Annotated in this window: 22 protein-coding genes; 9 read left to right on the top strand and 13 right to left on the bottom strand. The window is 62.3% G+C overall.

Annotated elements, in window-relative coordinates; translation table 11 throughout:
- The first annotated feature begins 18 nt into the window (after positions 1–18).
- Entirely contained in the window at positions 19–1242 is a 1224-nt protein-coding gene (locus JJB74_RS07245) for a GGDEF domain-containing protein (RefSeq protein WP_200591143.1), read from the top strand.
- A gap of 142 nt (positions 1243–1384) precedes the next feature.
- Here the strand turns inward: JJB74_RS07245 and JJB74_RS07250 are convergent, their stop codons facing one another.
- The 4 genes from JJB74_RS07250 to JJB74_RS07265 all read right to left on the bottom strand — a co-directional run bounded on the left by JJB74_RS07250 (position 1385) and on the right by JJB74_RS07265 (position 6457).
- Positions 1385–2278, bottom strand: coding sequence for a cobalamin-binding protein (locus JJB74_RS07250; RefSeq protein WP_325170103.1), 894 nt, complete (start codon positions 2276–2278; stop codon positions 1385–1387).
- Positions 2275–3567, bottom strand: coding sequence for a cobyrinate a,c-diamide synthase (locus JJB74_RS07255; RefSeq protein ID WP_200591144.1), 1293 nt, complete (start codon positions 3565–3567; stop codon positions 2275–2277). Before JJB74_RS07255 ends, JJB74_RS07250 begins: the two co-directional genes overlap by 4 nt.
- Positions 3568–3736: 169 nt before the next feature.
- Entirely contained in the window at positions 3737–4924 is a 1188-nt protein-coding gene (locus tag JJB74_RS07260) for an acetyl-CoA C-acyltransferase family protein (RefSeq protein ID WP_200591145.1), read from the bottom strand.
- 456 nt (positions 4925–5380) lie between these two features.
- Complete coding sequence (locus tag JJB74_RS07265; protein ID WP_200591146.1) at positions 5381–6457, bottom strand: tartrate dehydrogenase; 1077 nt, start codon at positions 6455–6457, stop codon at positions 5381–5383.
- Between the two features lie 136 nt (positions 6458–6593).
- Here JJB74_RS07265 and JJB74_RS07270 point away from each other — a divergent pair, with 136 nt between their 5' ends.
- The 3 genes from JJB74_RS07270 (at position 6594) to JJB74_RS07280 (ending at position 9767) form a co-directional block, all read left to right on the top strand.
- Positions 6594–7490, top strand: a complete 897-nt coding sequence (locus JJB74_RS07270; protein WP_200591147.1) for a LysR substrate-binding domain-containing protein — start codon at positions 6594–6596, stop codon at positions 7488–7490.
- Positions 7491–7716: 226 nt separating this feature from the next.
- Positions 7717–8139, top strand: coding sequence for a hypothetical protein (locus tag JJB74_RS33650; RefSeq protein WP_200591148.1), 423 nt, complete (start codon positions 7717–7719; stop codon positions 8137–8139).
- A gap of 398 nt (positions 8140–8537) precedes the next feature.
- Positions 8538–9767 (top strand): YncE family protein, encoded by a 1230-nt coding sequence (locus JJB74_RS07280; protein WP_200591149.1) that lies wholly within the window; start codon positions 8538–8540, stop codon positions 9765–9767.
- 112 nt (positions 9768–9879) lie between these two features.
- On the opposite strand, the gene JJB74_RS07285 is transcribed toward JJB74_RS07280, so the two are convergent.
- From JJB74_RS07285 to JJB74_RS07295, 3 genes are all read right to left on the bottom strand, one after another.
- Positions 9880–10242 carry a hypothetical protein gene (locus JJB74_RS07285; RefSeq protein WP_234484022.1) on the bottom strand — a complete coding sequence of 121 codons (363 nt, stop codon included), beginning with the start codon at positions 10240–10242 and terminating at the stop codon, positions 9880–9882.
- A gap of 22 nt (positions 10243–10264) precedes the next feature.
- Complete coding sequence (locus tag JJB74_RS07290) at positions 10265–10621, bottom strand: DUF3140 domain-containing protein (RefSeq protein WP_200591150.1); 357 nt, start codon at positions 10619–10621, stop codon at positions 10265–10267.
- A 232-nt stretch (positions 10622–10853) separates the two neighbouring features.
- Entirely contained in the window at positions 10854–11636 is a 783-nt protein-coding gene (locus JJB74_RS07295; protein WP_200591151.1) for a 3-hydroxybutyrate dehydrogenase, read from the bottom strand.
- A gap of 267 nt (positions 11637–11903) precedes the next feature.
- Between JJB74_RS07295 and JJB74_RS07300 the strand changes: the two genes are divergently transcribed.
- The 4 genes from JJB74_RS07300 (at position 11904) to JJB74_RS07320 (ending at position 16170) form a co-directional block, all read left to right on the top strand.
- Positions 11904–13181 carry a DUF3300 domain-containing protein gene (locus JJB74_RS07300; protein ID WP_200591152.1) on the top strand — a complete coding sequence of 426 codons (1278 nt, stop codon included), beginning with the start codon at positions 11904–11906 and terminating at the stop codon, positions 13179–13181.
- A 32-nt stretch (positions 13182–13213) separates the two neighbouring features.
- Positions 13214–14155 carry a DUF2950 domain-containing protein gene (locus tag JJB74_RS07305; protein WP_200591153.1) on the top strand — a complete coding sequence of 314 codons (942 nt, stop codon included), beginning with the start codon at positions 13214–13216 and terminating at the stop codon, positions 14153–14155.
- A gap of 556 nt (positions 14156–14711) precedes the next feature.
- A complete protein-coding gene (locus JJB74_RS07315; protein WP_200591155.1) occupies positions 14712–15350 on the top strand; it encodes an outer membrane protein in 639 nt (212 codons plus the stop codon).
- A 295-nt stretch (positions 15351–15645) separates the two neighbouring features.
- A complete protein-coding gene (locus JJB74_RS07320) occupies positions 15646–16170 on the top strand; it encodes a GNAT family N-acetyltransferase (RefSeq protein WP_200591156.1) in 525 nt (174 codons plus the stop codon).
- Between the two features lie 50 nt (positions 16171–16220).
- Here JJB74_RS07320 and JJB74_RS07325 read toward each other — a convergent pair whose 3' ends face one another.
- From JJB74_RS07325 to JJB74_RS07340, 4 genes are all read right to left on the bottom strand, one after another.
- Entirely contained in the window at positions 16221–17267 is a 1047-nt protein-coding gene (locus tag JJB74_RS07325; protein ID WP_200591157.1) for a branched-chain amino acid ABC transporter permease, read from the bottom strand.
- 13 nt (positions 17268–17280) lie between these two features.
- Positions 17281–18165 carry a branched-chain amino acid ABC transporter permease gene (locus tag JJB74_RS07330; protein WP_200591158.1) on the bottom strand — a complete coding sequence of 295 codons (885 nt, stop codon included), beginning with the start codon at positions 18163–18165 and terminating at the stop codon, positions 17281–17283.
- Between the two features lie 117 nt (positions 18166–18282).
- Entirely contained in the window at positions 18283–18990 is a 708-nt protein-coding gene (locus tag JJB74_RS07335) for an ABC transporter ATP-binding protein (RefSeq protein WP_200591159.1), read from the bottom strand.
- A 39-nt stretch (positions 18991–19029) separates the two neighbouring features.
- Entirely contained in the window at positions 19030–19800 is a 771-nt protein-coding gene (locus JJB74_RS07340; RefSeq protein ID WP_200591160.1) for an ABC transporter ATP-binding protein, read from the bottom strand.
- A gap of 350 nt (positions 19801–20150) precedes the next feature.
- Here JJB74_RS07340 and JJB74_RS07345 point away from each other — a divergent pair, with 350 nt between their 5' ends.
- Complete coding sequence (locus tag JJB74_RS07345) at positions 20151–21119, top strand: sensor domain-containing diguanylate cyclase (RefSeq protein ID WP_200591161.1); 969 nt, start codon at positions 20151–20153, stop codon at positions 21117–21119.
- A 26-nt stretch (positions 21120–21145) separates the two neighbouring features.
- Here the strand turns inward: JJB74_RS07345 and JJB74_RS07350 are convergent, their stop codons facing one another.
- Both JJB74_RS07350 and JJB74_RS07355 read right to left on the bottom strand, forming a co-directional pair.
- Positions 21146–22372, bottom strand: a complete 1227-nt coding sequence (locus JJB74_RS07350; RefSeq protein WP_200591162.1) for an ABC transporter substrate-binding protein — start codon at positions 22370–22372, stop codon at positions 21146–21148.
- Positions 22373–22498: 126 nt separating this feature from the next.
- Positions 22499–24214: a carboxylesterase/lipase family protein gene (locus JJB74_RS07355; RefSeq protein WP_200591163.1), complete on the bottom strand. Its 1716-nt coding sequence runs from the start codon at positions 24212–24214 to the stop codon at positions 22499–22501.
- Between the last annotated feature and the right edge of the window lie 163 nt (positions 24215–24377).

A 24377-nucleotide genomic window follows, 5' to 3' on the forward strand; every position in this document is an offset into this window, starting at 1 on the left:
TCCCCGAAGACAATCACCATGGCGTTCAGACTGGACCCGGCGACGCTGATGTTCGCCACTGCGATGCTGGCGTTTCTGTCGAGTGGCTTTTCCTTCCTCTTCGCCAATGGCACGCCGGGCAGGCAGCGCGAGGGTGTCGAGTGGGGGCGGGCGATGCTGGCCCTGGGCGGTGCATGCATGCTGTGGTTCCTTCATCCCATGGCATCGATGCTGTTCACCTTCTTCTTTGCCAACGCGCTCGCTGTGCTGGCCGGAGTATTCGTCACACGCGCCTTTCTGCGTCTGGTTGAGCGGCCGTCTTCGCGCGCGGCCAGCATCGGCCTTGCGGCGCTGGGTATGTCGGGCATCATCGCCACCTATGATTTCGGCGCACCGCGTCTAGCCACGGTATTGAGCATCGCGCTTTGCCACCTGGCGATGGTGGCGATTTGCATGCGGCGGCTGATGCAGGGTCGGAACAAGCTGCCGCTCTCGTATTGCCGGGTCATGCTCGCAGTGCTGTTCCTGCTTGGCGTCACCATCGTCTGGCGCCTGTGGGTGGCGCTGTTCGGGGCCGGCGCGCTGGCGGTCTCGCCATTCGCTTCCACCGATGCGGTGCTCGCCACGATCGCGGCCTGCTGCCTGTTGATCGTTGCCGGCAGCTTCGGTTTCTTCGGCATGCTCAGCGACCGACAGCAGCAACTGCTGCTGGAGATGGCGCGTCGCGATGCGCTCACCGGTCTGTACAACCGCGGCGCGTTTTTCGAATTGGCGCAGCAGTCGCTGGAGAAGCCCGGCGCATCCTGCGCGCTGCTGATGATCGATCTCGATCATTTCAAGACCATCAACGATACCCATGGACATGCCGCCGGCGACGCGGTGATACGGCATGCGGCGCGCCTGGTGCAGCAGCACATACGGGTTCAAGATATCGCCGGACGTTACGGTGGCGAGGAGCTGTGCGTATTCCTGCCCGGCTGCGGCGCGGATGCCGCGCGCGACATCGCCGCACGCATCCATGCCGAGATCGCCAGGCAATCGGTGCGTCTGACTACCGGCGGCAATATCAGTTACACCGTATCGCTCGGCTATGTAGCGCAGGAAGCGAGGGCCACACAGGCAGAGGAGCGCGCGCCAACGCTCGCTGAGCTGCTTGGTTGGGCCGATGCGGCGCTGTATCAGGCCAAGCGGCTCGGCCGCAATCGCATTCATGCGGCGTCGACCGCCGAGCGCGGGCTGGCGTTCTGCCTGGCCGGACAGTGATGGATGTCGTTCAGCAGCGCGCAGCATGCTCCGCAGCTGCTGAACGCTGACTGCATGGAAGCGACCACGTGCCGTGCAGCGTGCTTAAACGCTGGTTGATCTCGACGCGTTGCGCTCGTTATCCGCGTCGTCGCAATACGCGCTAACGCTTGCCCATCGCATGCCGCCGCGCTTCATCGAAGCGCGCGCACAGCTGCGCAACGCCATCGATCATGCGCGGTCCGGCGCGATTGAGCAGGATGCCATCCACTGTCAGCAGATTGCCGAAGCGCACCGCGCGCATGCCGGGATAGGCGCGCCACATCGCCAGCGCGCCATCCGGCGCATCCGGCCCGGCGCTGCCGATGATCACGTCCGGATCGGCCGCCAGCACCGCTTCGATGCCGACCGCCGGCGCCGCCGCTCTTTCGCTGGCGAAGATGTTCTCGCCGCCGCATAACCGTATCGCATCGCTGACGATGTGCGCGCCGCCCAGCGTGTACAGCGGCTTGTTCCACACCTGGTAGAACACCCGCAAGCTGCGGCGCTCGCCATCATGGTCTGCGAGCGCGGCCAGCCGCGCGCGCAGCGCCGCGGCTGCCGCATTGGCGCTGGCATCGACGCCGGCGAGATGACCGAGACGCCCGATGCTGTCCGGGATATCGTCGAGCCGGCGCGGATCGTTGAAGTACAAGGGAATGCCGAGCCGGCGCAATTGTTCCACCTGGCGTTCCGGGCTGCCGTGGCTCCACACCACCACCAGATCCGGGCGCAGCGCCACGATGCGTTCCAGGTCCAGCTGCAGCGCATCGCTGACGCGCGGTATCGCCCTGGCTGCTTCGGGATAATCGCTGTAGGCGACGGCGCCGACGATCTGCGGGCCTGCGCCCGCGGCAAACAGCAGCTCGGTCACATGCGGCGCCATCGAGATGATGCGCTTCGCGGGTTGCGGCAGCGTGATGGTATGACCCGCGTCGTCGCGTGCGCTGACAGCGGCGCAGGCTGGAAGCGTGAGCATTGCGCACAGCAGTGCGGCGAGGACGTGGCGCATCTTCATACGCTTTGCCTTGCGCCGAACAGCGCCGCGGCAGCCGGCGGGCAGGAAGGAAACCAGGCATGGAAATACGAGGCTGCCAGCGTGCCGACCCGGTACAGCGCCGCGCCCGGCACGCCGGAAGGATGGGCAAGGGTGTGCGTGGCTGGCTCAAGCGCGGTTTCCAGGCGCGAGTAATGAAACGCATGGCCGCGCAGCTGGCCCTGCGGCAAGGGCAATGCCTGGGGGCCGAGCCCGCCCAGACGCGCTTGCATCATCGCTTCGCCCGGCAGCAGGCCTGCCATGGGCCAGCGTTGCGCCGCATGGTCGACGATGGCATCAGCCAGCGCCATCATGCCTCCGCATTCGGCCCAGATCGGCAGGCCGCGCGCATGGAAGTCGCGCACCGATGCCTGCCATCGCGTGGCAGCGGCCAGCGTTGCGCCATGCAGCTCGGGATAGCCGCCGGGCAGATACAGCGCATCGGCATGCGCCGGCACGGCTTCATTGGCCAGCGGTGAGAACGGGCACAGCGTCGCGCCGAGCGCGCGCAGGCAATCGAGGTTGTCCGGATAGAGAAAGCAGAATGCGGCATCCTGCGCGACCGCGATGGTTTTGCCGCGCAACGAGGGCGCCGGCGCCGTCGTGGCCGCGGCTTCGATGCGCACCTCGGGCAGCGCCTGCCAGATCGACGCATCGAGCGACAGATCTTGCGCAAGACGCTCGAGCCGGGCATCGAGATCGGGCAATTCCGTGGCGGGGACGAGGCCCAGATGCCGTTCGGGCAGCGCCGCGTCCTGCGCGGTCAGGCTGCCCAGGAGCGGGATGTCGCGCAGCGATGCTGCCACCATGGCCGCATGCGCCGGGCCCGCGACGCGATTGGCGATAACGCCGGCCAGCCGCACCGGGCCGTAATCGCGCAAGCCCATAGCCAGCGCGCCGGCGGTTTGCGCGAGCGCTGAGGCATCGATGACCGCGATCACCGGCACATGGAAAGCCCGCGCCAGGTCCGCGGATGAAGGAGAACCATCATAGAGACCCATCACGCCTTCGATCAGCACGATGTCGGCATCACTTGCCGCATCGGCCAGCGCGCGGCGGCATGCGGCTTCGCCATTGATCCACAGATCGAGATTGGACACCGGCGCGCCGCTGGCAACTTGCAGCAGCATCGGATCGAGGAAGTCGGCGCCAGTCTTGAACACGCGCACGCGCTTGCCTTCATTGCGCCAGCGCCGCGCCAGGGCAGCTACGACCGTGGTCTTGCCCTGGCCGGAAGCGGCGGCGGAAATCAGCGCGATGCGGGAAGGCATGGAGGGACGTGGTGGATGCGAAGAGCGCGATTATAAACACGTAGGGTGGGCGCAGCCCACGCGTTGCTCGCGATCCGGACATTCGACCTTGATCGTAAAAACGCGTGGGCTGTGCCCACCCTACGCAATGCAAGGCGGCACGCGAGACTTTTCGTCCCGCGCAACAGCCTTACAGCCGTTCCACCACCGCCGCAATACCTTGACCGCCGCCGATGCACATCGTGATCAGGCCATAGCGCTTGCCGGTGCGCATGAGCTCATAGATGCACTTGACGGTGATGATCGCGCCGGAAGCGCCGAGCGGATGGCCGAGCGCGATCGCGCCGCCGTTCGGATTGGTGCGGGCCGGATCGAGGTCCAGGCCACGGCAGACGCCCAGCGATTGCGCGGCGAAGGCTTCATTGGACTCGATCACATCCATTGCCGACAGCTCCAGGCCGGCGCGCTGCAATGCCAGCTTCACTGCCGGAATCGGGCCGGTGCCCATTACCGACGGGTCCACGCCAGCCACCGCATACGACACCAGCCGCGCCAGCGGCTTGACGCCAGCGCGCGCCGCGGCCGAGGCTTCCATCAGCACGCAGGCGGCCGCGCCGTCGTTCAGGCCCGAGGCATTGCCGGCGGTGACGGTGCCGTTTTCCTTCTTGAAGGCGGCGCGCAGTTTGGCCAGCGTTTCCATGGTGGTATCGGCCTTCGGATGCTCATCGGTGTCGAACAACACCGAGCCCTTCCTGCCCTTGATCTCGACCGGCACGATCTGCGACTTGAAGTAGCCGTTGGCGATGGCATTCAATGCCTTCTTCTGGCTTTCGACGGCGAAGGCGTCCTGCTCCTCGCGGGTAATGCTGTAGAGCTGCGCCACGTTTTCCGCAGTGATGCCCATGTGGCCGGCGCCGAAGGGATCGGACAGCGCGCCCAGCATCATGTCCACCAGTGAGAAGTCGCCCATGCGCGCGCCCCAGCGCGCGGTGGTGGAGGAATAGGGCGCGCGGCTCATGGTTTCCACGCCACCACCGATGGCTACATCGGTGTCGCCAAGCTGGATCGCGTTGGCGGCGCTGACGATGGCCTGCAGGCCCGAGCCGCACAGGCGATTGACCGTCAGCGCGGCCGATTCCTTGGCCATGCCGGCATTGATGCCGACCACGCGCGACACATACATGTCGCGCGGCTCGCACTGGATCACGTTGCCGAATACGATCTGGCCCGCCTGCGCCGGATCCAGGCCGGAGCGCTCCAGCGCCGCCTTGACCGCGACCGTGCCCAGGTCACAGGCCGCCACATCCTTCAGCGAGCCGCCGAAAGTGCCGATCGCGGTACGTGCCGCGCCGACAAAAACCACATCTCTTCCACTCATTCTTCATCTCCTCTGCGCTGTTGCGCCATGGCTTACATGCGTTAGGGGAAGACAGGGCTTCCCCGTGTCCGATGCTGCTTTCCGCGCGGAATAGTACGATCGTTTGCTTTCCGCGCAGGCGGCCATTGTGCACTGCATCGCAAGCGGATGCCAGAGCGTATTTTTACGTGGGGAAGGGGAAGCGGATGCGGTGCGGCAAATGCGCCCGCAGGCCAAGGGATGCGTAGGTTGGGCTGACGAAGGAAGCCCAACATGCTCACGGGCTGCGGGCGCTTGATGTTGGGCTTTCGGCCCAACCTACGAAGAAGCCCGACGGGAGTTTGCGCGGTATCGAGCTTTATGTTGGGCCTGGCAGCCCAACCTACCGAAGGAAGCCCTACAGAAGTCCGCACGGGATCGAACTTCATGTTGGGCTTGGCAGCCCAACCTACGCATTTTCCAGGCGGATGCGCCGTCTCAAATCGCCGCGGCGATCGCCTGGCCGACTTCGGTGGTATTGGCCGTGCCGCCCAGGTCCGGCGTTCTGAGGCCGGAAGTCAGCGACTTTTCGATGGCCGCAAGAATTGCGTCATGCGCCGCAGTGTAGTTGGCGTCGCCCCGGCCGAGGAAGTCGAGCATCATCGCGCCGGACCAGATCATCGCGATCGGGTTGGCAATGTTCTTGCCGTAGATGTCCGGCGCGGAACCATGCACCGGCTCGAACAGCGACGGGAACTTGCGCTCCGGATTCAGGTTCGCCGAAGGCGCGATGCCGATGGTGCCGGTGCAGGCCGGGCCGAGGTCGGACAGGATGTCGCCGAACAGATTCGATGCCACCACCACGTCGAAGCGCTCGGGGCTCATCACGAAGCGGGCGCACAGGATATCGATGTGGTACTTGTCCCAGCTCACGTCAGCGTAGGACTTCGCCACTTCTTCGACGCGCTCGTCCCAGTAAGGCATCGTGATCGAGATGCCGTTGGACTTGGTGGCCGAGGTCAGATGCTTCTTCGGACGCTTCTGCGCAAGCTCGAAGGCATACTTCAGCACGCGGTCGGTGCCATGGCGGCTGAACAGCGATTGCTGCACCGCGAATTCGCGTTCGGTGCCGGCGAACATGCGGCCGCCCACCGATGAATATTCGCCTTCGGTGTTTTCGCGCACCACGTAGAAATCGATGTCGCCGGGCTTCTTGTTGGCCAGTGGGCAGGGCACGCCGGGCATCAGGCGCACCGGGCGCAGGTTCACGTATTCATCGAAGTCGCGGCGGAACTTGATCAGCGAGCCCCACAGCGACACATGGTCGGGCACCGTCGCCGGCCAGCCCACCGCGCCGAAGTAGATGGCCTCGAAGCCGTTCAGTTGCTCGAACCAGTCGTCCGGCATCATCTGGCCGTGCTGCGCGTAGTAATCGCAGTTGGCCCATTCGAAGGTAGTGAACTCGAGATTGATCTGAAATTTGCGCGCTGCTGCCTGCACCGCGCGCAAGCCTTCGGGCATGACTTCCTTGCCGATGCCGTCGCCGGCGATAACCGCGATTCTGTGTGTCTTCATGAGTCGATAGCCTGTTGGAGTTGGGCAGGAGCATTGCCTGCGAACGGTGCGAGCCGATGGCTTTCACAGCGCGTCACTATAGGCCAAACCGTTCCATTTACAATACCGAAAATTGTGAATCGACCATGCACGCTCCGTGAACGACAGTCTCTCCAATGCCGACCTGCGCGTCTTCGTGCTCGTGGCCCGCAAGTCGAGCTTTGCCGGCGCCGCCCGCGAACTCGGCATGTCGGCCGCCTACATCAGCAAGCGCATCAACACCCTTGAAGCCGATCTTGGCGTCAAGCTGCTGCACCGTACCAGCCGCCGCGTCGTGATCACCGAAGAAGGCGAGCGCGTCTACGCCTGGGCGCAGACCATCCTCGACAATATCGACCGGCTTTACGACGATGTGTCTTCCTCGCAGCGCACGCCCAGCGGCGCGCTGCGCATCTGCAGCAGTTTCGGCTTTGGCCGCAAGCGGGTGGCGCCGGTGATTGCCGAGCTGGCGCAGGCGTATCCGGCGCTGCAGTTGCGCTTTGAAGTCTTCGACAGGCTCATCGACATCGACAGCGAAGGCTTTGATCTCGACATTCGCGTCGGCGACGAGATCGCCTCGCACCTGATCGCCAGGCCACTCTTTTCCAACCATCGTGTGCTGTGCGCGGCGCCGCAGTATCTCGAGCGCCGCGGCATGCCGCGCAGCGTGCAGGAACTGGCCAACCACGATTGCCTGGTCATCCGTGAACGCGACCATCCTTTCGGCGTATGGCGGCTGCGCAGCAATGCCGGCGAGGAAACGGTGAAGGTGACCGGCCCGCTGTCGTCCAACAATGGCGAGATCGTGCTGCAGTGGGCGCTGCAGGGCGGGGGCATCGTGCTGCGCTCGATGTGGGATGCCGGGCCGCGCATCGAGCGCGGCGAGCTGGTCGTCGTGCTGCCGGAATACCGGCAGGATGCCAATGTGTGGGCTGTCTATCCGCCGCGGCTGATGCGCTCGGCGAAGATACGCACCTGCGTGGACTTCCTGCGGCAAGGCTTGCAGCCGCGCTAATGCTCATCGTTGCGGTGAGTTTCGTATCGACATTGCCGCGCCCACCGGCCATGCGCTGGTCGGGACCAATCACTCGCGGCAAGCAGGCGGCAAGCAGGCGGCATGCTTCGGAACAAACCCTGCGTTGAACTCGCCCAGCCTCGCGCTTCTAAGCCATACCGGCAGCATCGTTTGCAGCGGCATGCCTGGTGTTTCCATCCTTTACAACCCGCATGGAGAGGTCGTGATGAACAAGCTATTGATAACCCTGCTGATGGCTGCAGTCGGCGCAGCAGGCAGCGCTTACGCGCAATCCTCGCCCGGTGGCGCCTCGGGAAGCTCGGGTGGTTCGAGCTCGATGAGCAGCGGCGATTCGGGCACGAGCGGCTCGACAGGAAGTGGCGACATGCACGGCAAGTCGTCGAAGTCGCATCGCCGCATGCCAGGCAACGATGCGAGCAACAGTTCCTCCGGCGGCTCATCGAGCAGCATGTCGGGCAGCGGCGGCGCAGGCGGATCCTCCAGCGGCATGTCGGGCGGCGGCATGTCGGGCGGCACTTCGGGAGGCACTTCAGGCGGATCATCAAGTGACATGGGCAGCGGCGCCGGCTCTTCGGGCGGCATGTCTGGCGGCGGCACCTCGGGAACATCCGGCGGCACGAGCCACTGAGCAGCGCATCCGAGCCTTCCTGGCAGCGCCCGAGCCGATGATGGTGCTCGCCACCTATCCGCGCAAGCCTGCCTGTCGGACCCCGCCATTTCGGCCGGTCAGGGCGGGCTCATGACTACGGGCGGCTGCCGTTGAGCCGCCTGCCTGAGCGGTTCGAAAAGGCATGCTGATGTGCGTGAGCCTGAGATGCGCGCATCGCCAGCCCCGGCCGGCGGCGTTACGCGCGGCTTGACGCCGTCGCCGGCATGGCAAAAATTTCGGTCTTTACAAGACTTTGCATGACTTTACGCGTGGCACCTGATATTTTTCGTCCCGCTTGCCGATAATCCACGCGCCCTCCGGCGTCGTATTGGCACAATCCAAGCCCGACTGACTTCCCAATTCACGGTGACATTGCTATGCGTTCCTCTCTGATTTCCTGCCTCGCGGCCGCGGCTGTACTCGCTGGCTGCGGCGGCAGTACCGACAATTCCGCCAGCGGTCTGCGTTGGCTGCCTCCGACGAAACTGGTCACCAATATCGTGAACGGCACCGATTTCCGTTTCGGCACCGGCGCTGTATTGGGCAACCGTTACTACCTCGCCGACCGCAACAATGCCGCGATCGATGTGTTCGATACGGCGACCAGCAATCTGCTATCCCAGATCAAGGGTTCGGGCGCGAATGCGTTCACGGGCCTGCGATCCACCAGCGGCGCGCCGGACGACACGATTTCGGGACCGAGTGGCGTTTATGCAGTAGGCAATCTGCTGTATGTAGGCGACGTCAATTCGGTGAAAATCGTCGATCCGGCCAGCCAGCAAGTCGTCAAGACGATACCGGTCGGCGCGCAGGGCAAGCGCGCGAACAAGGCTTGCGTAGACACGGCGCACAATCTGTTCGTCATCGCGACTCCCGAAGCGGCCACGCCTTATCTGACGATGATCGATACGACCACCCAGGTGGTGGTGGGCACGATCAGCTTTACCGATGCGAGCGGCGCGCGTTCCGCCGGACTGGGAGCCTGCCAGTTTGACGCGGCCGCGGACACGCTCTATGTCAACAATGCCGGCACCACCGCCAATCCGCATGGCGAGCTCGTCGCCCTGCCTGGCGCCTCCCTGCGCGCGATTCCGAGCGGCGGCACCGTGAATTACACCGATCTCGCCGGCCTGCGCGCCTATGCATTGGGCAACTGCGACCCGACCGGCCTGGCGCTTGGTCCGAGCAATCGCGTTGCCGTCGGCTGCCGTGAAACGACGAGTGGCGCATCGCTGCTGGTGCAGATCCTGGACCGTACGAATGGCAATCTGATTGCCTCGGTGAACGCCGGCGGCGGCGGCGACATCGTGTACGACGCTGCCACCAACCGCTACTACAACGCGGCGGGCCGCTGGACTTCGGGCGGCACCGCGGCGACAAGCGGTGTCTGCAGCTCCTCCTCGACGTGTAATCCGATGCTGGCCGTCATCGATGCCAACACCCATGCCATCGTGGCGACGCTGCAGACCGGGAACAGTGCGCATTCGGTAACCGTGGATCCGGTCACCGCGAAGGCTTTCGTGCCCGTGTCCTCGGGCGTTGCGCCGCAAGGCTGCGGCAACTGCGCGAACGCGACGCCGGGGCTGCTGAGCTTTGCCCTGAAGTAATCGCAGCAAGCCATGTCTGCGTCACGATGCGGCGGTGCCGGCTCTTCCTCGGCCGGCACCACTGCATTGCAAGCGCGCAGACATCATCGATCAGGCCCTGTTGCAGGCGATCTCATGCCGGACCTTGGGACGACGCGGCATACCAATCCGCGTAGGGCGTATTGGTGACGAGTCGGCGGTTGAAGTCCGGAGCGCCATCGGTCCACCACACCGGTCCGCGTTCTCCCAGCGAGCGCTTCGTTTCATCCACGGTGGCGCGCGCTCGCCGCTCGGCTTCGCCATCGCCAGCCTTCTTCGCCGCGGCTATCCTTCTGCGCGCATCCATCAGCCGATCAACCAGTTGTTGCCTGATCTCCGGATCAAGCGCGGGATCGCTCATGCGCCAGAGACGGCCCGCTACAACGAAGTAACGTCCGTCCGGTGTCACCGGATGAGGAGGCACAGGCGGTCTGAGCTTGCCGTGCTTGATGGACATGAGGCTGCGAGCTGCCGGGACATCAGGACTTCTGCGGGTCATGTCCCCAATTCATGAGCGAATAGCGCCAATCGCTCGTTGCCGGATCGCTCTTGGTCGGCCCTTGCGCCAGATGGCGATGGATATAGCCGATGACCTTGCGCATGTGCGCGAGGTCATCCTCGCTCAACTCCCTGTTGGGACGATGCAGCAGCTCGACAATGCGCCGACCTGAGTGGTGGCCAACCGATTCCGCATCGCCATGCTTTTGTCCCACGCGCCTGGAATCATCGCTGGCCAGCCATTTTTCGAGTTCGGCGGCGCTCATGTTGACGCACTCCCTGAAATCATGAATGGTCTGGCGACGCAGATCGTCGCTGTCTTCTGTCTTGCTGCTCATGTTCATCTCCGCTCGATGGTTACGAAGCCTGTCATTGGCATTGGACAGGTTTTGGCGGAAACGTTTCCAGGAATTCGCACCGGACATTTGCGCTTGCCGCGCTCATGCGGGAAACCGCAACGTAAGACATGCACGCAGAGCCCTGCGAATGACGGTTCCTTCGCAGCCGTGACTGCCTGCGTGCTTGTGCCCATGCCGCCACTGTCATGAAATGGCGGCTAATCAATGGCCTCTACTGCATGAACCAGCCATGGCTGACCACCAGCGATTGCCCGGTCAGCGCATTCGAGCCAAAGGCGGCAAACATCAGCGCGATTTCGGCGACGTCTTCCATGGTGGTGAACTCGCCATCCACGGTTTCCTTCAGCATCAGCTTCTTCACGACGTCTTCCTCGCTGATGCCCAGTTCCCTGGCTTGCTCGGGAATCTGCTTTTCCACCAGCGGCGTGCGCACGAAGCCCGGGCAAATCACATTGGCGCGTATGCCGTGCGGCGCGCCTTCCTTTGCCGCCGTCTTGGCCAGCCCGATCAGGCCATGCTTGGCGGTGACATAGGCAGACTTGAGCATCGAAGCTTCCTTGGAATGCACCGAGCCGATGTACAGAATGCTGCCGCCTCTTCCCGAGGCCTTCATGTGCGGCCAGCAGGCGCGGGTGGTAAGGAAAGCCCCATCCAGATGAATAGCCAGCATCCTTTTCCAGTCCGCAAAGGGAAAAGCTTCGATCGGATGAATGATCTGGATGCCCGCATTGCTCACCAGCACATCGACCCCGCCCCAGGCAGCGACGACTTCATCGACCGCGGCCTGCACCTGCTCCTCGTCGCCGACATCCATGCCGACCGCCATGGCCTTGCCATCGCCTCTTTTGATTTCATCGGCCGCGGCTTGCGCGGCTTCCCGGTTCAGGTCGGCAACGACGACCCGGCCGCCTGCGCCGGCATAGCGCGACGCGATCGCCTTGCCGATGCCGCTGGCCGCGCCCGTAATGAGGCAGATCCTGTCTTGCAGCTTCATGGTGAACTCCTTGTTTGCTGAAAAAAGTCAGCCTGACCGGTGGCTTCGAAATGAGGATAGAGTGCCTGCCGCGAAAGGGATATGCGCCCTTGGCCCGATCCGCCTGCCTGCTGCCGCATCGCATTCCTGAAGAGGCCATGGCCGGCGGACGCAGCATTGGACCAAGGTCCCATCGCAGCGGCGCTGTGCGCGGCATAACATGGCGCGCATCGTGGCGGTGTTACGGCTTTTGCGGCACCGCATCTCTGTCGGAAATGAAAACATTCGATGAACATCCAGAGGCTTATTGCCGTCAGCCTGCTGCCGCTTGCCCTGGCGCTTGCGCCACTCTGGTCGATGGCGCAGGCATCGCCGCAGGTAAGCGCCGCGCGCGCGAGCTTCTCGCCGCAGGAGATCGAAGCCTTGCTCGCGCCGATTGCGCTCTACCCGGATGCCTTGCTCGTGGGAGTGCTGATGGCCTCGACGTATCCGCTGGAAGTCGTGCAGGCCGAACGCTGGGTGAAGGCCAATCCTGGCCTGAAGGACAAGGCGCTCGAAGACGCGCTGCAGCCCTTGCCCTGGGATCCCGCGGTCAAGTCGCTCGCTGCCTTCCCTCAGGTGCTGCAGATGATGAGCGAGCAGATCGACTGGACCCAGAAACTGGGGGACGCGTTCCTCGCGCAGGAAAAGGAAGTGCTGGCTGCGGCGCAGCGACTGCGCAAGCGCGCAATGGACCAGGGCCAGCTTGTCAGCTCCAGCGAGCAGCTGGTCAAAACCGAGTCTGCCGCCGGTCAGACCGTGGTTCGCATCGAGCCGGCCAATCCGGAGGTAGTGTACGTGCCCACCTATAACCCGACCACGGTCTATGGCGGCTGGCCGTATCCCGCCTATCCGCCTTATGCGTACTACCCACCCGGCTATACCGCGGGCGCGATGTTCTTCGGCTTTGCCGCTGGCGCCATCGTCGGCAGCGCCTTGTGGGGCAACTGCGACTGGCATGGCGGCAGCGTCAACATCAACACCCAGCGCTACAACAGCTTCAACCGCAGCAATGTGCAGAACCGGACCTGGTCGCACAACGCCGCCCATCGCGGCGCGGTGCCGTATCGCAGCCAGCAGGTGGCGCAACGTTACGGCCGCACGCAGCCGCCCAGCGCCGCCGCGCGCGACCAGCGCTATCGCGGCCGCACGGACACGGCTCCAGGCGGGACACAGAGGCGCAACGCCGGCGGAGTTGGCGGTGTTGGCGGCGCGGGTGGCATAGGCGGCGTCGGTGGCGTCGGCAGCCCCGGTGGCGTCGGTGGACCTGGCGGCGTCGGTGGGCGCGGCAACGCCGTAGCAGGCGCTGACAGGCGCAGCGGCAGCAGCGCTGGCGGCAACTTCAGCAGCGGCATGCACAATGCCTCAGCTTTCGATACCAGGCGCGGCACGCAGACGCGCGATTACAGCAGCCGTGGCGCGTCGAGCCTGAACAGCGCGCGCGCCTCAGGCAACTTCGGCGGCTCACGCGCTGCCGGGAGCGGCGGTGGATTCGGAGGTGGCCGCGGCGGCGGCGGCCGGCGCTGATAGCGCGTTGGATAGGTAAGGAGGAGAACGCAATGGACGCCAGGCGTGGCAGCGACAACGCAAAACGCAAAGGCTGGCGGGGAATCGTAGCCCTCTGCGCATGCATCGCGCTGCTCGCGCATGCCGTCGATGCGCAGCGCAACTTCGCTTCGCCGCAGGAAGCGGCGCAGGCCTTGATCAAGGTGGCGAAGGCGAATGACCGCGATGCCGTGCTCTCGATATTGGGCCCGGATGCCGCAGAGTGGATGTCTTCCGGCGATGAAACCGCTGACCGCCAGGCTGTCGCACGCTTTGTCGCCCACTATGAGACGCAGCATGCCATCGAGCTTCACGAGGGCAGTGCTGACCTGGTGATCGGCAGCGAGCGTTTTCCCTTCGCCTTTCCGCTGGTGCGCGAGCAGGGGCGCTGGCGCTTCGATACCGCTGCGGGCAAGGAGGAAATGCTCAGGCGGCGCATCGGCGAAAACGAGTTGAGCACGATCCGGGTGTTGCGTGCGATCGTCGCGGCGCAGCAGGAGTACGCGGCAGAAGACCGCAATGGGGACGGACTGCGGGCCTATGCGCAGAAATTCGCGAGCAGCCCGGGGCGGCACGACGGACTCTATTGGCCAACGCAGCCTGGCGATACGCCGAGCCCGCTTGGCGAGCTGGTAGCGCAGGCGAGCAGCGAAGGATACGAGCGCAAGGGTGAAGGGCCATCGCCTTATCACGGCTATTTCTATCGCATGCTGCAAGGGCAGGGCAGCCATGCCGTTTCCGGCGCCTACGACTACGCGGTGAAAGGCAGAGCGATTGGCGGCTTCGCCGTCATTGCCTATCCGGCGCGCTATGGCAATTCGGGAATCATGAGTTTCATCGTCAACCAGGACGGCAAGATCTACCAGGCCGACCTCGGTCCGGAAACGCAGGAACGGGCACTGCAAACGCAGCGCTTCGATCCCGGTCCCGGATGGTTGGAAACCCATGTGCGCTGAGGCGGGTTTTTTGCATTACCGGTCCGGTAGCGGCGTGGTGCGGATCGCCGGATCGCAAAGTTCCGAAGCTGGATGGCCAGCGCAGTCGCGTCTGTCGTTCGAATGGATTGGCAAGGTGCTTGAGCCATACATGCGTTATTGGCGCGGCCGGATTAAAGGGATTACCGGCCCCCGACATGCTGGTGAGGAGATAGGCGATTTCGCTCCATTAACTGAGCATTGCATTTCGGTTCTGAAATGGTTTGACAAAATATGGCTGCCTTGGAAACGCCATGAATTCATACCGCAGAGCTCTTGATATTCGCTAAATACCTTCGGATTTCGAGTAGGAGAATATGTATTCGAATCGACATCTTATTGCACTGGCTTCTCAATGAAAGAAATATACGAGGCTAATGTGTATTGGTAATGGTTTCCTGCGGCAATGCTATTGGATATATCGAGCGATCATATATAGCGCGCTCCTTCGCTCCATTTGCGTCGCATTTCAAGTTCAACCTGTGCATCAAACGATAAAGCAGCGATTTCCACTTATATCAATAGAGGGGTATGCGGCATGAAAAATCGCAATCTGGTTTTCGTTATGGCAGCACTGGCCGCTACAGCAGTCGCAGCGCCAGCGACAGCGCAATCGCCAGGCTTCAGGCCTGGTTTCTACATTGGGGCCGGTCTTGGTCAATCCCGTATTAGCGGCGATCAGTCTGGCAGTGTAAGAGGTGTTCCCTATAGCACCACGGGATTTGACGACAGCGAAACCACCGGGCAGATAAATGGCGGTTATCAATTCACGGAAGTGTGGGGCGTCGAACTGCAATACACCGACCTTGGCAGCCGCAGCGGTACGGTGACATCGCGCGGCACTACGGTGAGAACGCCGGATATCAAAGCGTATCAATGGGGTATCTCCGGTACGGGCACTTACATGTTCGCCCCTACCTGGTTCCTGCGCGGCAAACTCGGCGTTTCAAGCAATCATATCGACAACACCGATGTCAATGTTCGCGGAACTACGTTCGAAATCGGTGGCAGCGACAAAACCGACGTGCTGGCGGGTCTCGCTATCGGCCATAAATGGACTGAAAATTTCTCGTCGCGGCTGGAATATGAATATTTCGGTAAATTCGAAGGGAGAAATGGAAATAGCTCAAATGGCTCGATCAGCAATATAGGATTGCGCATGCAGTATAAGTTCTGATCCGCTGTTTATGACTGACAGGGCTATTGAGCCCTCACGCTTTCACACAGTCTCGGCCATAACCGAATGTTCGAATGCTGATAAGGTCTATTAAATGTCCTCGCAATCGGACGTACAGCAAACATCCGGCGCGGCCGCTCGGAAGATCGGAAGGAATTCCTGTCGTCCCTCATGTTGGACTGAAGTCCAATAGTCGAAGTGTGCTTCAGGGGGCAAGCTGATTAATTTCCCAGACGCGGGGCTTTAATGCAGTTTCCGCCCGCCTTGCTCCATTCAAGAGTCGCGGCATGCAACCATGGACGCACAGCGATACTACGAAAAGGAACAATTGCGCAGCGGTCAGGAGGTGGTCATCAGGGCAGCGCATCCCGATGATATGGAACGTCTTGTCGAGGCATTTGGGAAACTGGAAGCCAACTCCATTTACATGCGCTTTTTTGGTCCAAAAAAGGAAATCACTGCTGCAGAACTCCAGCGCTTCAGGGATACCGATTTTGAAACCTGCGTCAGGCTACTCTGCACCATCATTCGAGATGGGCGGGAAATTGCGATCGCGTCCGGACTCTATGTCCGGGTGGCGCAAGATGCTGCTGAGGTGGCGATGATTGTGGAAGAAGATTACCAAAGGCAAGGTATCTCAAGCTGCCTGCTGAGCCATCTTGGAAAAATCGCGCGTGCCAAGGGAATCAGGAAATTCACTGCCGAAGTCCTTCCTCATAATTCCGCCATGCTCGGCGTGTTTCGGCGTTGTGGATGGCCAATGAAGGCGCGTACATCCGAAGGGACGGTCCATATAACACTTGTCCTCGAACCTGGATAAGTCCGAACGGTCTCCTGTGATTCGCCAAGCGCCTGCTTTCCTGACCTTTCTCAATCCGGTCGTGCTGCATCGGTAGCAGCGAGTACCTGGCCTGCGGCAGCGCGAATTTCCGTATTCTGCTGCCCACCTTTCCGCAGAAGAGCGGTGGAACGCGCCATGATCTCTCCAACGATGCCGCGCCGGAATGCCAGCACGCACACGATGAAGATAAAGCCGGTAACGATGGTGACGGAATCGCCCAGCGTGTTGAACCAATCGATTTTCGTCAGCCCGGCGAGGAAGCTGCCCAGATCGCCAAGCTTGTTTTCCAACGACACGATCAGGATCGCGCCAACGATCGGCCCCACTACGGTGCCCAGCCCGCCGACCAGCGTCATCAGCACCACCAGGCCCGACATCGCCCAGTGCGCATCGGTCAGGGTCTCGAAACCGAGTACCACCGACTTCGTCGAACCCGCCAGCCCGGACATCGCCGCAGACAGTACAAAGGCCAGCAGCTTGTACTTGTCTACGTCGTAACCCAGCGAAATCGCGCGCGGCTCGTTTTCCTTTACCGCCTTGAGCACTTGCCCGAATGGCGAATGAATGATACGCACGATCATCGCAAACGCCGCCACCAGCTGGACCAGCACGAAGAAGTACATCGTGATGTCGTTCTCCAGATTGATGAAGCCGAACAGCCTGCCGCGCGGTATGCCCTGCAATCCATCTTCCCCACCGGTGAACGGCGCCTGCAGAAACACGAAATACAGCATCTGCGCCAGCGCCAGCGTAATCATCGTGAAGTAGATGCCCTGGCGCCGGATCGCCAGCAAGCCCATCACATAACCGATGGCCGCAGCGAAGGCGGTACCGAGCAAAATGCCGACTTCCACCGGCAAGCCCATGTCGCGCAGCAGATAGCCGGTGAGATAGCCGGCGCCACCGAGAAACGCGGCGTGGCCGAAGGACAAGAGACCCGTGTAACCGATGAGCAAATTGAAGGCGCAGGCGAACAGCGAAAAGCACAGCACCTTCATCAGGAATACCGGGTACAGGAAAAAGGGCGCAACGATCGCCGCGATCAGCGCGATGCCATAGCCGACTTGCTTGTTCATCACAAAACTCCGATCACTTTTCTTTGCCGAACAGGCCGGCGGGACGGAACATCAGCACGATTGCCATGATGATGAAGACCACGGTTGCCGACAGCTGCGGATAAAACACGCGGGTAAATCCCTCAATGATGCCGAGCCCGAGACCGGTCAGGATGGAACCCATGATCGAACCCATGCCGCCGATGACGACCACGGCAAAGACGGTGATGATCAGGTTCGACCCCATCAGCGGCGACACCTGGATCACCGGCGCGGCCAGCACGCCGGCGAACGCGGCAAGCGCCACGCCGAAGCCGTAGGTCAGCGTCACCATCAGCGGCACATTCACGCCAAAGGCTTCCACCATCTTCGGGTTCTCGGTTCCGGCGCGCAGATAGGCGCCCAGCTTGGTTTTCTCGATCACGAACCAGGTGACGAAGCACACGGCAAGCGAGGCGACCACGACCCATGCACGGTAGTTCGGCAGGATCATGAAACCGAGATTGGTGGCGCCGCCCAAGCCGTCCGGCACCGAATACGGCTGCCCCGAGACACCGTAGAAGGAACGGAACAGGCCTTCAAGCATCAGCGTGATGCCGAAGGTCAGCAGCAGCCCGTACAGGTGATCCAGTTTGTACAACCAGCGCAGCATCGTTTTTTCGATCACGATGCCAAAGATGCCGACCAGGACGGGCGCCAGGATCAACATCACCCAGTAATTGATGCCGAAATAGTTCAGACCCATCCATGCGATGAATGCGCCCATCATGTACAGGGCGCCATGCGCGAAGTTGATGACGTTGAGCAGGCCGAAGATCACCGCCAGGCCCAGCGAGAGCATTGCATAGAATGATCCATTGACCAGGCCGAGCAACAGCTGGCTCAACAGCGCCTGCAGCGGTATGCCGAAAATTTCCATTGCGCTTCACATGCCCTGACGGCTCTGCAAGCGCGGACTTGCGATCACTGTTGTTGCCTTGAGATCCACTGTCTTCTCCTTTGATGAATGGTTTGATGCCATCTTCTGTGCGCTGCGTCAGACCCCGAGCAATTCGTTCAATACCGGCATCTTGGCTTGCAACTGCGATGCAGCGAAGGTTTCCACGATCTCCCCGTGCTCCACCACATAAAACCGGTCCGCCAGCGGCGCGGCGAAACGGAAATTCTGTTCCACCATCACGATGGTGTAGCCCTTCTCCTTCAGCGTGGTGATCATGCGCGCCAGCGTCTGCACGATCACCGGCGCCAGGCCTTCGGAAATCTCGTCGAGCAGCAGCAAGCGCGCGCCGGTGCGCAGGATGCGCGCCACCGCCAGCATCTGCTGCTCGCCACCGGACAGGCGTGTGCCCTGGCTGTGGCGCCGCTCAGCCAGATTCGGAAACATTTCGTAGATTTCCTCGATCGACATGCCGCGATCGGTCTTGGACACCATCGGCGGCAGCATCAGGTTTTCCTCCGTCGACAGCGAAGAAAAGATGCCGCGCTCTTCCGGGCAGTAACCCAGGCCGAGATGGGCGACCTTGTACGTGGGCAGGCCAATCGACTCGCGGCCGTTGATCTTGATCGACCCGCGACGTGCACCGGTCAAGCCCATGATCGCGCGCAGCGTCGTGGTGCGGCCAGCGCCATTTCGGCCCAGGAGCGTCACGACTTCGCCCTTGTCGACCGAAAAGCTGAGGCCATGCAGGATGTGCGACTCGCCGTACCAAGCGTGCAAGTCAGCGACTTCTAGCGCTTTTTCCATATCGATTCCAAAGGCGGCGAGCGGCCGCCAGGCTGTTGATCAATGCGCGCCTTCGAGCACGCCGCTGCTGGTGCCCATGTAGGCTTCCATGACCTGCGGATTGGCCGACACCTCCGCATAGGTGCCTTCGGCCAGCATGGCGCCGCGCTGCAGCACCGAGATGCGATCGCAGATGCCGGACACCACGTTCATGTTGTGTTCCACCATCAGGATCGTGCGGCCGGCCGATACCCGCTTGATCAGCTCGGTGACGCGGGACACGTCTTCGTGACCCATGCCCTGGGTCGGCTCGTCGAGCAGCATCAGCTCGGGCTCCATGCCCAGCGTGGTGGCAATCTCCAGCGCGCGCTTGCGGCCGTACGGCAGATCGACGGTCATCGTGTCGGCGAAGCTTTCCAGGTCCACCTGCGTGAGCAGTTCCATGGCGCGGTCGTTCAGGCGCGCCAGGCTACGTTCGCTCTTCCAGAAATGAAACGAGGTGCCGAGCGCACGCTGCAGGCCGATGCGTACGTTTTCCATCACGGTCATGTGCGGAAAGACGGCGGAAATCTGGAAGGAGCGGATGATGCCCTGACGGGAAATCTGTGCCGGCTTGGCCGCAGTAATATCGCGGTTGTTGAACAGGATTTGTCCCGCCGTGGGAACGAGGAATTTGGTAAGGAGATTGAAGCAGGTGGTTTTGCCGGCGCCGTTCGGGCCGATCAGGGCATGGATATGACCGCGTTGCACACGCAGGTTGACGTCATTGACGGCGGTGAAACCCTTGAACTCTTTCGTCAAGTGCTTCGTCTCCAATATCGTGTCGCTCATGATCTTCTCCGCCGATCCTTGTAGGCGGACCGATCCGTTATGTCTCCGGGGCTTCATGCAGCCATAAGGCCGCATGAGCGATGCGGATCATTGTAGAAGCGGATCGTGGGCGCCCAACTGTCTTTCGCGGCCAATCGAATGGCGAATCGAGCCATACGTCCCGTTCACGCGCCTCATGCCGCATGATTACGCGCACGCCGCTAGGAGCAGGCGCAGCAGAGCGCTATGATAGGGCTTGCATTTCGCCAACAGTCGCAGAGCCCCATCGGCAAACAGCATGTACATGCGCTGCGTATTCATGAGTTTCTATACGGCTGAACAATAACGAATCAAACGGGACAAGAACCGCCATGCATTCCATCGACCAGGCTTGCGGCGCATCCGAAGCGGAAAAATATCGACGGATCTTTCATGCGACGCCGGATTACGCAACGTTTTCAACGCTGGAGACGGGCATCTATCTCGACGTCAATCCGGGTTTCGAAAGGATGACGGGATACCGGCGCGATGAAGTCATCGGTCGCAGCTCCTCGGACATCGACCTCTGGGTGGATCCGGTCGACAGAAATTCCGCGGTAGCGCGCCTGCGCGAACAGGGCAGCCTGTTCATCACCACGCGCATGCGCATGAAGGATGGCGGTGTGTTGCTGGTCGAGGCGTCGCTTGCTGCCTTCGATGCCAATGGCGAGGAGCTGCTGATCGCCGTGGTGCGCGATATCACGGCGCGCGACGCGCTGGAGCGCGAGCTCGTCGGACACCGCCGCCACCTCGAGCGGCTCGTGGCGCAACGCACTGCCGAGCTCGAAGAGGCGATGCGCAGGCTGGAGGAATTGACCGTTACCGATGAGCTGACCGGCGCAGGAAACCGCAGGGCTTTCACGCGGCGGCTGCGCGCACGCTGCGCCGAGTCCGACCGGACCGGTATGCCCTTCTGCATGGCGGTGCTCGATCTGGATCACTTCAAGGCAGTCAACGATCGATACGGGCATGCGGTCGGCGACCAGGCCATCCAGGTGTTTGCCTCATTGGCGCTGCGTGAAATGCGGGCAGTGGATTATCTGGCCCGCTATGGTGGCGACGAATTCGTGCTGCTGCTGCAGGACGCCACGAGCGAGCAGGCCATTCAACCCGTTGAGCGCATCTGCCGCGCGGTCGCGCATTATCCATGGGCACGCATCGCGCCGGGCATGGAGCTGACTGCGTCAATCGGGGTGACTGCTTACCGAAGGGAGGAGGGTGACGACGCCGTGTTCCGCCGCGCCGACCACGCGCTCTACGAAGCGAAGCGGCGCGGAAGGAACCAGGCGCTCATTGCATGAGCGCCTGGTTCCTCAAGAGGGATGCCTTATTTCTTCACAAGCGGGCAGGTGCTCTGTGACAGCGGCTGGAAGGCCTGGTCGCCGGGAATGACTGCCTTGATGTTGTAGTAGTCCCAGGGTCCCTTCGACTCCGACGGCTTCTTGATCTGTACCAGGTACATGTCGTGGACCATGCGTCCATCAGCCCGGATCCTGCCGTTCTTCGCAAAGAAGTCATTCACCGGCATTTCCCGCATCTTCGCCATCACAGCGCCGGCTTCATCCGTGCCGGCGGCCTGCACCGCCTTCAGGTAGTGGATGGTGGACGAGTACACGCCGGCATGGATCATGTTGGGCATCTTGCGATTGTGCATTTTGGCGTAGAAGCGCTTGGACCAGGCGCGCGTCTCATCGTTGTAGTCCCAGTAGAACGCATCGGTGGCATACAGTCCCTGGGCTGTCTCCAAACCGACGCTATGCACATCGTTGATGGTCAGCAGCAGCGCCGCCAGGCTCTGCTTGCCGGACTTGGTAATGCCGAACTCGCGCGCCGCCTTGATCGCGTTGTCGGTGTCGCCGCCGGCATTGGCCAGCGCGATCACCTTCGCGCCCGATGTCTGCGCGCTCAGCAGAAAGGAAGAGAAGTCGGATGCATTGAGCGGATGGCGCGATGCGCCGAGCACCTTGCCGCCGTTGGCCTTCACCACGTTGCCCGCATCTTTCTCAAGCGACTGGCCGAAGGCGTAATCGGCGGTCAGGAAGTACCACGAGTCGCCGCCCTGCTTCACGACGGCATTGGCGGTGCCATTGGCCAGCGCATAGGTATCCCAGGAATACAGGATGCTGTTGGGCGTGCAGTTTTCATTGGTGAGCTTGCTTGATCCGGCGCCATTGACGATGGCGATGCGGTTCTTCTTGTGCGCGACGTCGACCACGGCTAGCGCGGTGCTGGACGTGACGAGATCCGTGATCATGTCGACCTTCTGGGCATCGAACCATTCGCGCGCGCGGGCGGCGGCGATGTCGGACTTGTTCTGGTGATCCGAGGAGATGACTTCGATCGGTTTGCCGAGCACCTTGCCGCCGAAGTCTTCGACCGCCATTTTCGCTGCGGTCACCGAGCCTTCGCCGCTGAGGTCGGAATACAGTCCCGACATGTCGGTGAGCACGCCGATCTTCACGACATCGTCGGAAATCTTGCCCTGTTGTGCCGCGGCGGGCAGGGCGGGCACGAGCGCGGCGATGGCGGCGAGCGCGATGGTTTTCAGCTTCATGGATGGGTTCCTCTTGATGGTAAGGCAGGGATGCGGCGGTCCTGCGCGGCGCCGGCTCTCGCCAGTCACCGCGGCCAGGATGCCGTCGGATGGATGGCGCCCCGCAATCGGGGGCGCCGGGAAGAATTACTGCGTGCTGATCTGACGCTTGGTCGGCGTCGCATCGAAGATCAGCTTGCGCGGCCAGGGTTGCCACGGCACGCCCAGCGTCGCGTTGTTCGGATCGCCATTCTTTGCGAAGGCCGCGATCGAGGCCATCATCGCATCGGACAATTCGAGGCGGCCGGGCTGATTGGCGCTGCTGTTCATCACATTCGAGAACAGCGAAGGGCCGAAGGTACGGAAGATGAAGGGCAGGTCGAAGGCATGCGCAGCACCGTACACCACGTTCCAGGGAGCGGGCTCCTGGGCCCAGTTGAACTGGTAGTACCAGATATTGGACTGCTGGCTCTTGAGCGCATTGAGCACATTGTCGCGGCTGGCGCCGAAGAAGTTCGTGGTGAAGAAGGCTGCGGTCGCGTTGTAACCGGTGGCCGCTGTGTCCGGCGGCAGATATGACGGGTCGATCAGGTCAGACAGGGCGACCGCCGGCGGGGCATCCGGTCGGTAATTCATCATCAGCGCGAAACGGTCGGCATCCGAGATGATGAATCCCGGCTTGTGCCCGGGCAGCAGGCCGAATAGCGATTGAAACAGTTTTCCCTCTTCCGCCGTATTGCTGGCCAATACCGGGATCCTGCGGTAATTGCCGGCCGAGATCGCCGCGACCGGGTCGGTCGGCAGCACTGCGCCATCGGGAATCGGGCCCGAGCTGTTGAGCCCCTTGCTCAGCACGGTGGTGAGTATCGTCTTCGCATCCTTGGAACGCAGGTAATCAGCGATCTGCGCATTGCCTTGCGTGGCCGCATAGGCCTGCGCCGATGCGGTGTCGGTGGCCTTGCCGTCGGCAATCAGCAGGTTGTAGAGCAGCGCATTGCCTTGTGCGGCATACGTCGATGCGGGGTTCAGCGTCGGCAGTGTTCCGGATGGCAGTTCCGAGGCGAGTGAGATGCCGCCGGATAGCGGCGCGGCTCGGTGCATCAGGCCTGTGGTCAATGGAGAGGTCAGCAGTGCCCATGTGTTGATGGCACCCGCAGACTGGCCCATGACAGTCACGTTGTTCTTGTCACCACCAAAGCCCGCGATGTTCGACTGGATGAATTTGAGCGCCTGCACATTGTCGAGCAGCGCGAAGTTGCCCGAATCCGCAATCGGGTCGGTGCCGTTCTTGAGCTGGGCGAGATTGAGGAAGCCGAACACGCCGACCCGGTAGTTCGCCGTCACCACGACCGCATTCGCCGTACGGGCCAGGTTGGCGCCGTCATACATCGGGTCTGCGGTGTAGCCGGAGATATTGCTGCCGCCATACAGGAACAGGATGACCGGCAGGCCGCTTGTGTCGGAAGCGGGCCGCCAGACATTCAGCGTCAGGCAGTCTTCGCTGCCAACCGGCGTGTTGAGCGTGGTGCCGATGCTCGCGTCATAGGTATTGTTCAGCCCGGGGCCGTAGACGCGGCCGTTCTGGATGCAGGCGTTGCCGAACTTGCTTGTTGCCAGCGGCTGGCTCCACGCATCGGGCTCCGCCGGGGGCTTCCAGCGCAGCGAGCCGACCGGCGGCTTGGCGAAGGGGATGCCCTTCCAGTAATAGGTGCCGGATACGCTTGCGTCATTGACGCCGACGATGGGGCCGTAGCTTGTCGTGCGCCCTTCGGGGGCATTATCGGCGTCGTTGCCGCCGCAGCCCGCGAGCAGGATTGCGGCGAGCGCCATGGCGCCAAGCCCGGTCAGATGGCGATGCTTCATTGCTGTCTCCTCCGATGTGATCAGATGTGTGGTCGGGCAAATGCCCGACCTTGTGTTTTGCTCCACTCTAATCAATGCGGATCATGGCGACAGTTGCGCAAGGGGCCAAAGTGCTGGCGTGCCGAGACAAAATGCGCGGCCCGGCAACGCAGGCCCACGATGG

The sequence above is a fragment of the Noviherbaspirillum pedocola genome (assembly GCF_016632335.1).
GTDB lineage: Bacteria > Pseudomonadota > Gammaproteobacteria > Burkholderiales > Burkholderiaceae_D > Noviherbaspirillum_A > Noviherbaspirillum_A pedocola.

Bases quoted from the DNA above. Each gene is read 5' to 3' on its own strand.
- JJB74_RS07260 (WP_200591145.1), bottom strand. From the start codon at position 4,924: ATGAGTGGAAGAGATGTGGTTTTTGTCGGCGCGGCACGTACCGCGATC.
- JJB74_RS07245 (WP_200591143.1), top strand. From the start codon at position 19: ATGGCGTTCAGACTGGACCCGGCGACGCTGATGTTCGCCACTGCGATG.
- JJB74_RS07300 (WP_200591152.1), top strand. From the start codon at position 11,904: ATGAACATCCAGAGGCTTATTGCCGTCAGCCTGCTGCCGCTTGCCCTG.
- JJB74_RS07345 (WP_200591161.1), top strand. From the start codon at position 20,151: ATGCATTCCATCGACCAGGCTTGCGGCGCATCCGAAGCGGAAAAATAT.
- JJB74_RS07265 (WP_200591146.1), bottom strand. From the start codon at position 6,457: ATGAAGACACACAGAATCGCGGTTATCGCCGGCGACGGCATCGGCAAG.
- JJB74_RS07255 (WP_200591144.1), bottom strand. From the start codon at position 3,567: ATGCCTTCCCGCATCGCGCTGATTTCCGCCGCCGCTTCCGGCCAGGGC.
- JJB74_RS07315 (WP_200591155.1), top strand. From the start codon at position 14,712: ATGAAAAATCGCAATCTGGTTTTCGTTATGGCAGCACTGGCCGCTACA.
- JJB74_RS07340 (WP_200591160.1), bottom strand. From the start codon at position 19,800: ATGAGCGACACGATATTGGAGACGAAGCACTTGACGAAAGAGTTCAAG.
- JJB74_RS07280 (WP_200591149.1), top strand. From the start codon at position 8,538: ATGCGTTCCTCTCTGATTTCCTGCCTCGCGGCCGCGGCTGTACTCGCT.
- JJB74_RS07325 (WP_200591157.1), bottom strand. From the start codon at position 17,267: ATGAACAAGCAAGTCGGCTATGGCATCGCGCTGATCGCGGCGATCGTT.
- JJB74_RS33650 (WP_200591148.1), top strand. From the start codon at position 7,717: ATGAACAAGCTATTGATAACCCTGCTGATGGCTGCAGTCGGCGCAGCA.
- JJB74_RS07250 (WP_325170103.1), bottom strand. From the start codon at position 2,278: ATGAAGATGCGCCACGTCCTCGCCGCACTGCTGTGCGCAATGCTCACG.
- JJB74_RS07320 (WP_200591156.1), top strand. From the start codon at position 15,646: ATGGACGCACAGCGATACTACGAAAAGGAACAATTGCGCAGCGGTCAG.
- JJB74_RS07285 (WP_234484022.1), bottom strand. From the start codon at position 10,242: ATGTCCATCAAGCACGGCAAGCTCAGACCGCCTGTGCCTCCTCATCCG.
- JJB74_RS07355 (WP_200591163.1), bottom strand. From the start codon at position 24,214: ATGAAGCATCGCCATCTGACCGGGCTTGGCGCCATGGCGCTCGCCGCA.
- JJB74_RS07330 (WP_200591158.1), bottom strand. From the start codon at position 18,165: ATGGAAATTTTCGGCATACCGCTGCAGGCGCTGTTGAGCCAGCTGTTG.
- JJB74_RS07295 (WP_200591151.1), bottom strand. From the start codon at position 11,636: ATGAAGCTGCAAGACAGGATCTGCCTCATTACGGGCGCGGCCAGCGGC.
- JJB74_RS07335 (WP_200591159.1), bottom strand. From the start codon at position 18,990: ATGGAAAAAGCGCTAGAAGTCGCTGACTTGCACGCTTGGTACGGCGAG.
- JJB74_RS07290 (WP_200591150.1), bottom strand. From the start codon at position 10,621: ATGAGCAGCAAGACAGAAGACAGCGACGATCTGCGTCGCCAGACCATT.
- JJB74_RS07350 (WP_200591162.1), bottom strand. From the start codon at position 22,372: ATGAAGCTGAAAACCATCGCGCTCGCCGCCATCGCCGCGCTCGTGCCC.
- JJB74_RS07305 (WP_200591153.1), top strand. From the start codon at position 13,214: ATGGACGCCAGGCGTGGCAGCGACAACGCAAAACGCAAAGGCTGGCGG.